This is a genomic window from Clostridium sp. UBA6640, assembly GCF_002455975.1.
Classification (GTDB): domain Bacteria; phylum Bacillota; class Clostridia; order Clostridiales; family Clostridiaceae; genus Clostridium_J.
This window is the reverse complement of the sequence record NZ_DKLM01000070.1, coordinates 1-13,492: the sequence shown is the minus strand read 5'-3', so window position 1 is coordinate 13,492 and position 13,492 is coordinate 1. Positions and strand designations below refer to the sequence as shown.

Genomic DNA, 13,492 nt, shown 5'->3' with positions numbered 1-13,492 from the left:
AAGTCACCTACTTTCCTAAACAAAATTCTGAAAATATTTTATCAATTATGTTCTCCTCTAAAGTATTTCCTGTTATTTGACCTAAAATTGTCCAGGCATTTCTAATATCTATAGACGCTAAATCAATTGCGAAGGTATTCTTAAGTGCATCAATAGCGCTCTCAATATTTTCTTTAGCTCTAAATAACGCTTCCTTATGTCTAGTATTAGTTATTATTATGTCATTAGTAGCTATTTCACCTTTAAAGAAAAGCTCTTTTATACACTCTTTTATCTTTTCAATATTTTCTCCAGTTTTTATGGAAACATTAAATATATAATCAGAATTTAAACTTATTAAATCATCTTTATTTATTTTACCATCTAAATCAATTTTATTTAATAGTACAATGTATTTTTTATCTTTTATATGTTCTATAATTTCCTTATCTTCTTCTTCTATAGCTCTACTATTATCCAATATTAATATTATAAGGTCTGCTTCATTTATTTTTTCTTTAGATTTTTCAACGCCTATTTTTTCTACTAGATCTTCTGTTTCTCTTATTCCAGCTGTATCAATTATTTTAATAGGCACTCCACTAATATTTATATATTCCTCTATAGCATCTCTAGTAGTTCCTGGTATATCTGTAACTATTGCTCTATTTTCCTTCGTTAGTGCATTTAATAATGAGGATTTACCTACATTAGGCTTTCCTACTATTACCGTATTTAAGCCCTCTCTCAAAATTTTTCCTTCATCAGCTGTATCTAAAAGATTATTTATAGTTAATAATACTTCATTTAATTTCAGAACTGCCATATCTGCAGTAACTTCCTCTAGATCATCTTCAGGATAATCTACAGTAGCCTCTATGTGGGCAATTGTAGATAAAAGATCATTTCTTAATACTTCTATTTCCTTGGAAATTCCACCCTCACTTTGCATAAGGGCAGATTTCATACTAAGTTCAGTTTTGGCATTTATAATATCTATTATGGCCTCTGCTTGACTTAAATCTATCCTTCCATTTAAGAATGCCCTTTTAGAAAATTCGCCTGGCTCAGCCATTCTAGCTCCAGCTTTCAAAACTTCCTGCATAACCCTATTAGTAGCAATTACACCACCATGACAATTTATTTCTACAACATCTTCCGCTGTAAAACTCCTAGGTCCTTTCATATAGCTTACAATAACTTCATCTATATGATTTTTATCCTTATCAACAATGTGACCATATCTCATAGTATAAGATTTTATATCATCTAATCTTCTTTTATTTTTTCCCTCAAAAATAGAGCTAACTATTTTAAGCGAATTATCACCTGAAACCCTAATTATAGATACTCCGCCTTCTCCAACAGTAGTAGCCACCGCAGCTATTGTATCAAACTCTTTCATCTATTCTATACCTCCTTTGATTCAAATCTATCTTTAATACATACGTAATATTCTCAAACTACCATTTATTATTTTATCCTAAAATACAAATAAAATAAAAACATTATACTATTTTACTATATTATAAAAAGCATGACAAAGCCATGCTCTAATTACAAATTAAAAGTTAGACAATGAATATACATTAATTTTTATTTTTCTTATAGAACTAAAAAGAAAGCCCTTAGGCTTTCTTTAACTCAATTACTACTCTTCTTTTAGGCTCTTCGCCCTCACTATAAGTCTTTACATTTGGGTCATTTTGAAGAGCCGAATGTATTACTCTTCTTTCATATGGGTTCATAGGCTCAAGTTTTAGCGTTTTTCCGCTTACCTTGACTTTGTTAGCCATTTTTCCAGCAAGTCTTTTTAAAGTTTCTTGTCTGTTATATCTGTAATTTTCAGTATCTAGTATAACTCTCTTATACTCTTCATCATGATCTTTATTTACAACTAAGCTAACTAAATATTGAAGAGAGTCTAGAGTTTCTCCCCTATAACCTATTAAAATTCCCATATTAGGTCCAATTAAGTTAATTTTAATCTCATCATTTTCTTCTTTTACTTTAACTTCAGCTTTCATATTCATTGATTCTAAAACTTCTCTTAAAAAGTTTTTAGCTTCATAAATACGATCTCTCTTAATAGTTACTCTAACTCTTGCAGGTTTAACTCCTATTATATTTAAAAAACCTTTGCTTCCTTCTTCTAATATTTCTACCGTTACTTTATCCTCTGTTAAGCTTAATTCTTCTAGTGCATTTTTAATAGCATCATCCGTGGTTTTCCCCGTCATCTCAATACATTTCATTCCCTATGACACCGCCTTTCTAAATTTAATAGGCATATATATTAACTATTTTCTAGTTATAAACATACTACACAACATTTTTCTTAGGCTTTAATGCTAAAGTTTGTGCTAACTGAAGTAAGTTATTTACTACCCAATATAAAACTAAGGCTGCCTGAAATTTCAAACTCATAAATCCAAAGAAAATTGCCATACCAATATTCATTGAAGAGGTTTTCTTTGCTGCTTCACTATTTCCTGCTGGCTGCATAGCCTTAGATGATAAATATGTAGTTATGACTGATAATATTGGTAATATATAATATGGGTCTGGTTCGTTTAAAACTGGAATCCATAAGAATGAAGCCCCTTGATAATCTAATGTATTAAATACATAGAATAACGCAATTAATATAGGAAATTGAATAAGTAGTGGTAAACATCCTCCCATTGGGCTTACCCCTTCTTCTTTATAAAGCTTCATAACTTCTTGCTGAGCTCTTTGTGGGTCATTTTTGTATTTGTCCTGTATTTCTTTAGCTTTTGGTTGTATTTCACTCATCTTTACTGAGGACTTAGTTTGTTTAATGCTAAGTGGAAGTAAAAACAATTTAACTACAATAGTAAATAATATAATAGTTAAACCAACAGATATATTTTTATCAGGTATACCCGACGAAATTATATCATATAGAAAATAAAAGAATTTTCCTAAAATTCCTGCTAACCATTCTTTCAAAATAGAACCCTCCTAATTATAGTGTAGTTATTTAACTGGGTCATATCCACCCTCATGAAAAGGATGACATCGTAATATTCTCTTTATCGCTATATATCCACCCTTTAAAGCACCATATTTTTCTATAGCCTCCATAGCATACTGAGAACAAGTAGGCGTATATATACAACAAGGCCTTTTTAAAGGAGATATGTATTTTCTATAAAAATTAATTAGATTTATTAATATTTTTTTCAACATTGTATAAACCACTTTTTCTAAATAAATCTTTTACAGCCTTTTCTACATCCTTATAACTTTTATCTTTTGAAGCAGCTCTAGCGACAAAAACAAAATCATAACCCTGCTTTAAATTATCTTTATTCAATCTGTAACTTTCACTTATAAGTCTCTTAACTCTACTTCTAATTACACTCTTACCTACTTTTTTACTAACCGAAATTCCTATCCTATTAATATTATTGTTTTTATAGTTTTTAAAAACATATAATACTAGTACTGAGTTCGAGTAAGACTTTCCTCTTCTATATACTAACCTAAATTCAGGATTCTTTCGTATTCTATCTAACTTCATTATCAACTGCTCCTTTTTTCCTGCAATTGCAGAAAAAGGCCACATTAGCGGCCCTTATGCTGTCAATCTTTTTCTTCCTTTAAGTCTTCTTCTTTGTAAAACGTTTCTTCCAGACTTAGTTTTCATTCTTTTTCTGAATCCATGCTCTTTTTTTCTTTGTCTTTTTTTAGGTTGGTATGTCATGAACATGTGCGTACACCCCCTTCTTTCGATATAAATAATTTATAGCAATTATAATATCACTATTTTATGGTTTTACTATTAGATTATATATTTACAACCTTCTAATGTCAAGATGACTATAATCACAAAAAATCCGAGCTTCTTCTACTTTATTGTTGATATTTTTCAATTATATAATTTACTTTTTGTGGATAACTTCTTGAATACGATATTATATTTTGATATCATGTAATAAGACCTGTTAATAACTTCTGAATAGTAAAAGTTATACACAGCCTGTTGATAACTTTGTGCATAACTTGTTTCTTTTTTATAAAATAGTAGTATTTACTATTATATTTTTGACTTTTTATCTTATTTTATACAATTTTATTTATTGTGAATAGTTATTTTACTAACACTGTTAATAACTTTTCATATTTTTTATTTTTATACTAAGTTATTAACATGTGAATAATTTTATCTAAAATTGTCAACAACTTTAAATAATAATATTCACCTGTTAATAAAGTTGTTTATTTTTTGTTAGCTATATGTGAAAATTAATTTTTTATTAATTAATTTTTCTATTAAATATATAAAAATAAATTCATTAGACTGGAGGATAGGAGATGAACACCCAAGTGAAAGAATTATGGGAAAAGACCTTGAACACTCTCAAAGGGGAACTTACAGAAGTTAGCTTTAATACTTGGATAAAGAGTATTGAACCTATATCGATAGAAGATAGTAATTTAAGATTAGGTGTTCCTAATAATTTCACAAAGGATATATTAGAAAATAGATATAAGGATTTAATTATAAATTCTGTTAAATCTGTTTCTAACAAAACATATAATATCGATTTTTTTATTATATCTGAAGAAGCAATTGAAAAAGATACTTCTAAGAAACAAGAAGAGCAAAAACCTACATTAGTAGTAAATGATGAAATGTCGGCTATATTAAATCCTAAGTACACTTTTGATTCTTTCGTTATTGGAAATAGCAATAGATTTGCTCATGCAGCTTCACTAGCGGTTGCAGAGTCTCCTGCAAAAGCATATAATCCATTATTTATATATGGGGGAGTTGGACTTGGTAAAACTCACTTAATGCACGCTATTGGCCATTACATACAAAACGTAAATTCAAAATCTAAAGTCGTATATGTATCCTCTGAAAAGTTTACTAATGAACTTATAAATTCTATTAAAGATGATAAAAACGTAGAGTTTAGAAATAAGTATAGAAACGTAGATGTACTTTTAATTGACGATATTCAATTTATAGCTGGGAAAGAGCGTACACAAGAAGAATTCTTCCATACTTTTAATGCTCTTTATGAAGCAAATAAACAAATTATATTATCGAGCGATAGACCACCAAAGGAAATTCCTACATTAGAGGACAGATTGCGTTCAAGGTTTGAATGGGGACTTATTGCAGATATACAAGCACCAGATTTTGAAACAAGAATTGCTATTTTAAAGAAAAAAGCTGATGTAGAAAATTTAAACATACCTAATGAAGTAATGGTATATATTGCAACTCAAATAAAGTCAAATATTAGAGAGCTTGAAGGAGCACTTATAAGAATAGTTGCTTACTCTTCATTAACTAATAGGGAAATAAACGCAGATCTAGCAGCAGAAGCTTTAAAGGATATAATTTCTAGCAGAAATACTAGGCAAATTACAATAGAACTAATTCAAGATATAGTTTCAAGTTATTATAATTTAAAGATAGAAGATTTTAAATCTTCTAGAAGAACTCGAAATGTTGCCTTTCCGAGGCAAATTGCTATGTATCTATCTAGAAAGCTTACTGATACCTCTCTTCCTAAAATAGGAGAAGAGTTTGGTGGTAGAGATCACACCACTGTTATCCATGCTTATGAAAAAATATCTCAAAGCTTAAAAAAGGATGAAAACCTACAAAGCACAGTAACTGAGCTAACTAAAAAGATTAATCAAAAATAATTAACATCTGTTATTAATAAAATTAATTAACTATGTGGATAAAAAATATAATATAATAAATTTGTTAATATTGTGGATAAATATATTTTTTTCGATGAATTTATCCACAATTATTTTTGTCTTATTTTTGGCTTGTTTTATAGGTTTATAGGGGTTATCCACATACTCACAGCCCCTACTACTATTACTACTAATTTTTTATATTATCTAAGCTATTCTACACACAACGTAAGTTGTTAATAAGGAGGTTAATAAATAATGAAATTTATAACTAAAAAAAATCTGCTTCAAGAAGCAATATCAAATGTACAAAAAGCTATAACTGGAAAATCCACAATGCAAATATTACAAGGAATATACATTAGTGCGTATAAAAATACATTAACACTTATTGGTTCAGACATAGATGTTTGTATAGAAACAAAAATAGATGTTGAAGTTATAGAAGAAGGTTCTATAGTTATTGATTCTAGACTTTTTGGAGAAATAATAAGAAAACTTCCAAATGCAGAAATTGAAATTACTTCTATAGATGACAATACTATAGAAATAAATTGTGAAAAATCTTGTGTTAATTTAATACATATGAATGCTACTGATTATCCATTGTTGCCATCTATAGATGAGGATATGATCTTTACAATACCTCAAAAAACTCTTAAAAATATGATAAAAGGTACTATTTTTGCTGCAGCTCAAGATGAGACACGACCAATATTAACAGGTGTTTTGTTTGAGCTTAAAGAAAATAAGCTAAACTTAGTAGCTCTTGATGGTTTTAGGGTTGCCTTTAGAAGTGAAAATATAGACTATGACTATAATAAAGAAGCTGTAATACCAGGAAAAACATTAAATGAGGTCTCAAAAATACTAGAAGACAGTGAAGAACCTGTAAAAATAACCTTTACCCCAAACCATATTTTATTTAATTTTGGCAATACTAAAGTTATATCAAGACTCTTAGAAGGAGAGTTTATAAAGTATAGTTCAATAATTCCTCAAGAATATAAACTGAAAGTTACTGTTAAGAAAGATGAAATTTTAAGTTGTATAGAAAGAGCTTCTCTAATGGCTAAAGATGGAAATACAAATTTAGTAAAATTAGATATCCAAGAAGACACTTTAATAGTAACCTCTAATTCTCAATTGGGAAAAGCTAGAGAAGAAGTTTCTATTTTATTGCAAGGAGACACTTTAAAAACTGCATTTAACTCAAAATATCTTATTGATATATTTAAAAATATGGATGAAGAAGAAATTATAATGGAATTATCAAGTGCAGTAAGTCCATGTATTGTAAAAAATAAGGATAAAGATAATTGCACATATTTATTACTTCCAGTTAGGGTTAAATATTAATTAAGGTAAGGTGCGAAATGGTAGAAATTAAAATAAATACTGAATTCATAAAACTTGATTCATTTTTAAAATTTACTGGTGCTTGTTCACTTGGATCAGAAGCTAAATTCTTCATACAAAATGGAGAAGTTAAAGTCAATGATGAAGTAGAGATTCAAAGAGGAAAAAAACTTTATAAGGGTTATATAGTTGAATTTCAAGGTGAACAATACAAAGTAGTTTAGCTAACGTATATGCACCGAAAAAATCCGGTGCATATTTTTAAATTTTAGCTGTTTAAAGTAAAATTTACACTATTAGCTTATAGTATGTTATAATTTAAGATGGGTGTTTATATGTACGTAAAAAGTTTACTCTTAAAAAATTTTAGAAATTATGATGAACTAAATTTAGACTTTGCAAATGGTACGAATGTATTTATAGGAGATAATGCACAAGGTAAAACCAATGTTTTAGAAGCCCTTTATTATGCAAGTATAGGTAAGTCTCATAGAACAAACAAAGATAAAGAGCTTATAAGATGGAATGAAAATGAGGCTTACATAAAGGTTGATATCGGAAAAATTAGACTTGATAAAAAGATTGAAATAAAAATCTTTAAAGAGGGTAAAAAAGGAATTAATATTAATTCTATAAAAATTAACAAATTATCAGAACTTATGGGTATATTAAATATAGTTATGTTTTCTCCAGAAGATTTAAGCATAATAAAAGATTCACCATCTTATAGACGAAAATTTATGGACATAGAGCTTTGTAAGCTTGATGGAAGATATTATTATAACTTATTAGCTTATAAAAAGATTCTTAATGAGCGAAATTCAGTTCTTAAAAAATTTAGTAGTAATACGGACATATTAGATATATATGATTATAAGCTTAGTGAGTATGGAGAATATATAGTAAAAAAAAGATTACAATATATTGAAAATTTAAATATAAAAGGTAAAATTATACATAAAGAAATAACTCTAGATAAAGAAATCATAGAGTTTAAATATTTAATGCAATTAAAAGGTAATGATATAAAGAGTGAACTTTATGATTCATTAGTCAAAAATAGAAAAAAAGATTTTGAAAGAAAAACCACCTCTGTAGGCCCTCATAGAGACGATTTTTTAGTTTTAATAAATGATATGGATGTTAAGACCTATGGCTCACAAGGTCAACAAAGAACTTCTGTACTTTCCATTAAGTTTGCATCACTTCACATAATTAAAGAGTTAACAGGAGAGTATCCCCTTTTATTATTAGACGATGTGTTATCAGAGTTAGATACTAAAAGACAGGAATACATTTTAAACTCTATAAGTGATGTGCAAACTTTAATCACATGTACAGGAATAAGTAATATTGAAAAGCATTTAAATAAAACTAATAATATAAAAATATTTAAGGTCTCAAGTGGAAAAATAACAAAGCTGTAGCATGTTAAGGAGGATAACCATGTTTCTACATTTAGGAGAAAATGTAGTGGTTCCTGTAAAAGACGTAATAGCAATTTTCGATATGGAAGCCACTATGTATAGTTCGGATACAATTCAATTTATAAGGATGGCAGAGGAAGACGGATTTGTAGAGCGAATAACTAAAGAAAAACCTAAATCTTTTGTTATAGCTGAGGTTAATAAGAAAAGTAAGGTTTATTTATCTCCTATTTCTTCAGCCACCTTATGTAAAAGAACAGACATTGTATATTGTGAGCTTTAATTAGTTAGGAGGATATACATGAATAATAATCAAAACTATGATGAAAATCAGATACAAGTGTTAGAAGGACTTGAAGCTGTTAGAAAAAGACCAGGTATGTATATTGGTAGCACAAGTGCTAGAGGACTTCATCATCTAGTATACGAAATAGTTGATAATAGTATTGATGAAGCAACTGTAGGGGCTTGTAGCAATATAAATGTTACAATTCACAATGACAACTCAATTACTGTAATAGATGATGGTAGAGGTATGCCTGTAGGTATACATCCTAAGCTAAAGATACCAACAGTTGAAGTTATAATGACAGTGCTTCATGCTGGAGGTAAATTTGGTGGTGGCGGATATAAAGCATCTGGGGGATTACATGGGGTTGGAGCTTCTGTAGTTAATGCTCTATCAGAAACATGTGAGGTTGAAGTTAAAAGAGAGGGACATATTTGGAGGCAAGGATTTTCAAGAGGGAAGGTTGTAACCTCGCTTGAAAAGATTGGTGATACTGAAGAACATGGAACTAAAACTTATTTTAAACCTGATAAGGAAATTTTTGATGAAGTAGATTTTGATTATGAAACTTTATCTCAAAGATTAAGAGAATTAGCATTTTTAAATAAAGGTATAAGAATAACCTTAACTGATGAAAGAGAAGATAAAAGCCATGAATTTCACTATGAAGGTGGAATTAAATCCTTTGTTGAGTACTTAAATAGAAATAAAGGAAAGGTACACAACGAACCTATTTATGTAGAGGGTAATAAGGATGAATGTATAGTTGAGATTGCATTTCAATATAACGATACTTATAATGAGAATTTATTTTCTTTTGCCAACAATATAGATACTATTGAAGGAGGAACTCACTTAGTGGGATTTAAAACTGCGTTAACAAGAGTTTTAAATGATTATGCTAAGAGATTTGGATTCTTAAAAGAGAATGATAAGAATTTAAGTGGAGAAGATGTAAGAGAGGGGCTTACAGCAGTTATATCTGTTAAAGTAGTAGATCCCCAATTTGAAGGTCAAACAAAAACTAAACTAGGTAATAGTGAAATTAGAGGTGTGGTTGAAGCTATAGTTTCTGAGGCTATAAGCAATTTTCTGGAGGAAAATCCTGCTGTAGGAAAAAGTATTATAGATAAAGGACTAAATGCTGCAAGAGCAAGAGAAGCAGCAAAAAAAGCAAGAGAACTTACAAGAAGAAAGACTGCACTTGAAAGTACTTCATTACCTGGTAAGCTTGCAGATTGTTCTTCAAAGGATCCAGAAGAATGCGAAATATATATAGTTGAGGGAGATTCTGCCGGTGGTTCAGCTAAGCAAGGAAGAGAAAGAAGATTTCAAGCTATTTTACCTTTAAGAGGAAAGATAATAAATATAGAAAAGCAACGTCTTGACAGAGTTCTTAACTCTGAAGAAATAAGAAATATGGTTACTGCTTTTGGAGCAGGAATAGCTAAAGATTTTGATGTATCTAAATTAAGATATCATAAAATCATAATAATGACAGATGCTGACGTTGATGGAGCTCATATAAGAACATTACTTCTTACATTCTTTTATAGATATATGAGAGAGCTAGTAGAGCAAGGCCACGTTTATATAGCTCAGCCACCTTTATATAAAGTTAAAAAGGGTAAAAACGAGTACTACACTTATAGTGATGAAGAATTAGAAGAAATTCTAAATCAAGTAGGTGGAAAAGATAGTAATACAGATATTCAAAGATATAAAGGTCTTGGAGAGATGAATCCAGAACAGCTTTGGGATACAACTATGAATCCTGAAAAAAGGACGCTATTAAAAGTTACAGTAGAAGATGCTATGGCTGCAGATGAAATCTTCACTATTCTTATGGGAGATAAGGTAGAACCTCGTAGGGAATTTATACAAGAAAACGCTAAGAAAGTTAGCAATTTAGATATATAGTATTTTAGAAAAATAAGGTGAGGTGAAACATATGAATAGGGAAGAAAATATATTACCCATAGATATAAGACACGAGATGAAAAATTCCTATATTAGTTATGCCATGAGTGTTATTGTTGGTCGTGCTCTTCCTGATGTAAGAGATGGATTAAAACCAGTACATAGAAGAATACTTTATTCTATGCATGAACTTGGTATAACACCAGAAAAAGGATATAGAAAATGTGCAAGAATCGTTGGAGATGTTTTAGGTAAATATCACCCACATGGTGATTCTTCTGTTTATGATGCTTTAGTTAGAATGGCACAGGACTTCTCTATTAGATATACATTAGTTGATGGACATGGTAACTTCGGTTCTGTTGATGGTGATAGAGCAGCAGCAATGAGATATACAGAGGCAAAGATGAGTAAAATTACTCTTCAAATGCTTAGGGATATTAACAAAAATACCGTTGACTTTACTCCAAACTTCGATGGTGAGGAGCTAGAGCCATCTGTACTTCCATCAAGATTTCCTAATCTTTTAGTTAATGGTTCATCAGGTATAGCTGTTGGTATGGCAACTAATATACCTCCTCATAATCTAAAAGAGGTTATAGATGGAGTTATAATGATAATAGAAAATGAAGATGTTACTATTACTGAGCTTATGAGTAGTATAAAGGGACCGGATTTCCCTACAGCAGGTATAATTTTAGGAAGAGCTGGAATTAAAAATGCCTATGAAACAGGTAGAGGAAAAGTAATAGTTAGATCAAAATCAGAGATAGAGGAGCAGAACGGACGTAATAGAATTATAGTTTCAGAGCTTCCTTATCAAGTAAATAAAGCAAATCTAATAGAGAGTATAGCAGAATTAGTTAANNTTTAAATAGACTTTATAAGCATACTAAGATGCAAGATACTTTTGGTATCATAATGCTTGCTTTAGTAGATGGTCAGCCTCAAGTATTAAATTTAAAACAAATTTTAGTTTATTATTTAAACCATCAAAAAATGGTGGTAAGAAGAAGAACTGAATTTGACTTAGATAAGGCTCAAGCTAGAGCTCATATCCTAGAAGGCTTAAAAATTGCACTAGATCACATAGATGAAGTAATTTCTCTAATTAGATCATCTAAAACTGGTCAAGAAGCTAAAGAAGGTCTTATGGCTAAATTTGGTCTTTCTGAGAAGCAATCTCAAGCTATATTAGATATGAAACTTCAAAGACTTACAGGATTAGAACGTGAAAAGATTGAAGAAGAATATAATGAGCTTATGAAAACAATAGAGTACTTAAAATCTATACTTGAAAATGAGGAGATTCTTTTAGGGATAATAAAAGAAGAGCTTATAGAAGTTAGAAATAAGTATGGAGATGAAAGAAGAACAGCTATTGAGAAAAATCCATATAGCATAGATGAAGAAGATCTAATAGCAGAAGAAGATGTTGTAATAACATTAACTCATGCAGGATATATTAAGAGACTTCCTATAGACACTTATAATGCTCAAAAAAGAGGTGGAAGAGGAATTCAAGGGGTTACTACAAAAGAGGATGATTTCGTAGAACATATCTTTATAACTCCAACTCATAATAACCTGATATTCTTCACTAATAGAGGTAAGGCTTATAAATTAAAGGCTTATGAAATACCAGAGGGTAGTAGAACAGCAAAAGGTACTAACCTTATAAATATACTTCCATTAGAAAATAATGAAACAATTCAAGCAGTTATATCATTAAAAACTTTTGAAGCGGATAATTATCTTGTTATGGGAACAAAAGAAGGTTTAGTAAAGAAAACTTCTCTTGATAAGTATGCATCCATAAGAAAAAATGGATTAATTGCTATAAACTTAAGAGAAGAAGATGAACTTATAGGTGCTACTATCACAACTGGAGATAGTGAAATAATTTTTGTTACTAAACAAGGTTATTCTATAAGATTTAATGAAAAAGATGCTAGAGAAATGGGAAGAACAACTACAGGGGTTAAGGCAATAACTTTAAGAGATGAAGATATTGCAGTTTCAATGGTAGTTGTTAAAGAAAATGAAGAGCTTTTAGTTATAAGTGAAAAAGGTTTTGGTAAGAGAACAGATATATCAGAGTACACATTACAACGTAGAGGTGGAAAAGGTATAAAAACTTATAGGGTAACTGAGAAAACAGGTTACGTAGTAGGTGCAAGAATAGTTAAAGACGCAGATGAATTAATGTTAATTAATAGTGACGGTATAATAATAAGATTAAACGTTGCAGATATATCTACTACAAGCAGAAATACTATGGGTGTAACTCTTATGAAGACAGGTGAAGATGTAAATATTGTTGCTATGGCAAAAATAAACTATACTGATTCACATGATGGAGATACTTCTAATGAAGAATCAGAAGAAAGTATAGAAGAAATAGATCAGAGTTTAGAACAAATAGAAAATGAAGAATAAGAAGAACAATTAAAAGACTGAGGCTTTATGCTTTAGTCTTTTTTTTCTTAAAGCATCTTAGAAGATGACCTAAGAATATTTAAATAATTATTTGTAGATTTATAAGTAACTAATTCATGAATTTCGTATAAAGTTATTATCCAACACTTTAAAAATCAACGGACTACTAACTTCTATCTGTAATAAAAAATACTAATAAAATCACATTATTATACTTAAATACCTAATTGTTTAAGTATACCTTTCCTGGTGTATCAATAAAAGAAATACAGCAAAAGAAGAAGAACGAAGGAGGATAGCTAATATAATTTGATAAAACAATGTATTTTAGTTTCAACAGATAACTTTTATTTAGATATAATAATCCTTGTCCCTAAGAGATGCGAAA

12 protein-coding genes and 1 pseudogene are annotated in these 13,492 nt (G+C 29.5%); 7 read left to right on the top strand and 6 right to left on the bottom strand.

What is annotated here, in order from left to right; all coding sequences use genetic code 11:
- Positions 1-7 precede the first annotated feature (7 nt).
- The 6 genes from mnmE to rpmH form a co-directional block, all read right to left on the bottom strand.
- On the bottom strand, positions 8-1,384 hold the full coding sequence (mnmE, locus tag B2W91_RS07390; RefSeq protein ID WP_291579752.1) for a tRNA uridine-5-carboxymethylaminomethyl(34) synthesis GTPase MnmE: 1,377 nt from the start codon (positions 1,382-1,384) through the stop codon (positions 8-10).
- A gap of 223 nt (positions 1,385-1,607) precedes the next feature.
- Positions 1,608-2,234, bottom strand: coding sequence for an RNA-binding cell elongation regulator Jag/EloR (gene jag, locus B2W91_RS07385; RefSeq protein ID WP_291579751.1), 627 nt, complete (start codon positions 2,232-2,234; stop codon positions 1,608-1,610).
- A 67-nt stretch (positions 2,235-2,301) separates the two neighbouring features.
- Positions 2,302-2,952, bottom strand: coding sequence for a membrane protein insertase YidC (gene yidC, locus B2W91_RS07380; RefSeq protein WP_291579750.1), 651 nt, complete (start codon positions 2,950-2,952; stop codon positions 2,302-2,304).
- 27 nt (positions 2,953-2,979) lie between these two features.
- Positions 2,980-3,192: a membrane protein insertion efficiency factor YidD gene (yidD, locus tag B2W91_RS07375; RefSeq protein WP_414633112.1), complete on the bottom strand. Its 213-nt coding sequence runs from the start codon at positions 3,190-3,192 to the stop codon at positions 2,980-2,982.
- Entirely contained in the window at positions 3,161-3,526 is a 366-nt protein-coding gene (gene rnpA, locus B2W91_RS07370) for a ribonuclease P protein component (protein ID WP_291579749.1), read from the bottom strand. Before rnpA ends, yidD begins: the two co-directional genes overlap by 32 nt.
- 54 nt (positions 3,527-3,580) lie before the next feature.
- Complete coding sequence (rpmH, locus tag B2W91_RS07365; RefSeq protein ID WP_039634440.1) at positions 3,581-3,715, bottom strand: 50S ribosomal protein L34; 135 nt, start codon at positions 3,713-3,715, stop codon at positions 3,581-3,583.
- Between the two features lie 605 nt (positions 3,716-4,320).
- Here rpmH and dnaA point away from each other — a divergent pair.
- The 7 genes and pseudogenes from dnaA to B2W91_RS07330 all read left to right on the top strand — a co-directional run bounded on the left by dnaA (position 4,321) and on the right by B2W91_RS07330 (position 13,104).
- Complete coding sequence (gene dnaA, locus B2W91_RS07360; protein ID WP_291579748.1) at positions 4,321-5,670, top strand: chromosomal replication initiator protein DnaA; 1,350 nt, start codon at positions 4,321-4,323, stop codon at positions 5,668-5,670.
- Between the two features lie 258 nt (positions 5,671-5,928).
- Positions 5,929-7,029, top strand: a complete 1,101-nt coding sequence (gene dnaN / locus B2W91_RS07355) for a DNA polymerase III subunit beta (protein ID WP_291579747.1) — start codon at positions 5,929-5,931, stop codon at positions 7,027-7,029.
- 17 nt (positions 7,030-7,046) lie between these two features.
- Positions 7,047-7,253: a S4 domain-containing protein YaaA gene (yaaA, locus tag B2W91_RS07350; protein WP_291579746.1), complete on the top strand. Its 207-nt coding sequence runs from the start codon at positions 7,047-7,049 to the stop codon at positions 7,251-7,253.
- A gap of 111 nt (positions 7,254-7,364) precedes the next feature.
- Positions 7,365-8,456, top strand: a complete 1,092-nt coding sequence (recF, locus tag B2W91_RS07345; RefSeq protein ID WP_291579745.1) for a DNA replication/repair protein RecF — start codon at positions 7,365-7,367, stop codon at positions 8,454-8,456.
- A 19-nt stretch (positions 8,457-8,475) separates the two neighbouring features.
- A complete protein-coding gene (remB, locus tag B2W91_RS07340; protein ID WP_039634431.1) occupies positions 8,476-8,739 on the top strand; it encodes an extracellular matrix regulator RemB in 264 nt (87 codons plus the stop codon).
- An 18-nt stretch (positions 8,740-8,757) separates the two neighbouring features.
- Positions 8,758-10,665, top strand: coding sequence for a DNA topoisomerase (ATP-hydrolyzing) subunit B (gyrB, locus tag B2W91_RS07335; RefSeq protein ID WP_291579744.1), 1,908 nt, complete (start codon positions 8,758-8,760; stop codon positions 10,663-10,665).
- Between the two features lie 31 nt (positions 10,666-10,696).
- Positions 10,697-13,104, top strand: a pseudogene (locus B2W91_RS07330) (DNA gyrase subunit A).
- The last annotated feature ends 388 nt before the right edge of the window (positions 13,105-13,492 follow it).

Bases quoted from the DNA above. Each gene is read 5' to 3' on its own strand.
- mnmE (WP_291579752.1), bottom strand. From the start codon at position 1,384: ATGAAAGAGTTTGATACAATAGCTGCGGTGGCTACTACTGTTGGAGAA.
- jag (WP_291579751.1), bottom strand. From the start codon at position 2,234: ATGAAATGTATTGAGATGACGGGGAAAACCACGGATGATGCTATTAAA.
- yidD (WP_414633112.1), bottom strand. From the start codon at position 3,192: ATGTTGAAAAAAATATTAATAAATCTAATTAATTTTTATAGAAAATAC.
- rnpA (WP_291579749.1), bottom strand. From the start codon at position 3,526: ATGAAGTTAGATAGAATACGAAAGAATCCTGAATTTAGGTTAGTATAT.
- rpmH (WP_039634440.1), bottom strand. From the start codon at position 3,715: ATGTTCATGACATACCAACCTAAAAAAAGACAAAGAAAAAAAGAGCAT.
- dnaA (WP_291579748.1), top strand. From the start codon at position 4,321: ATGAACACCCAAGTGAAAGAATTATGGGAAAAGACCTTGAACACTCTC.
- dnaN (WP_291579747.1), top strand. From the start codon at position 5,929: ATGAAATTTATAACTAAAAAAAATCTGCTTCAAGAAGCAATATCAAAT.
- yaaA (WP_291579746.1), top strand. From the start codon at position 7,047: ATGGTAGAAATTAAAATAAATACTGAATTCATAAAACTTGATTCATTT.
- recF (WP_291579745.1), top strand. From the start codon at position 7,365: ATGTACGTAAAAAGTTTACTCTTAAAAAATTTTAGAAATTATGATGAA.
- remB (WP_039634431.1), top strand. From the start codon at position 8,476: ATGTTTCTACATTTAGGAGAAAATGTAGTGGTTCCTGTAAAAGACGTA.
- gyrB (WP_291579744.1), top strand. From the start codon at position 8,758: ATGAATAATAATCAAAACTATGATGAAAATCAGATACAAGTGTTAGAA.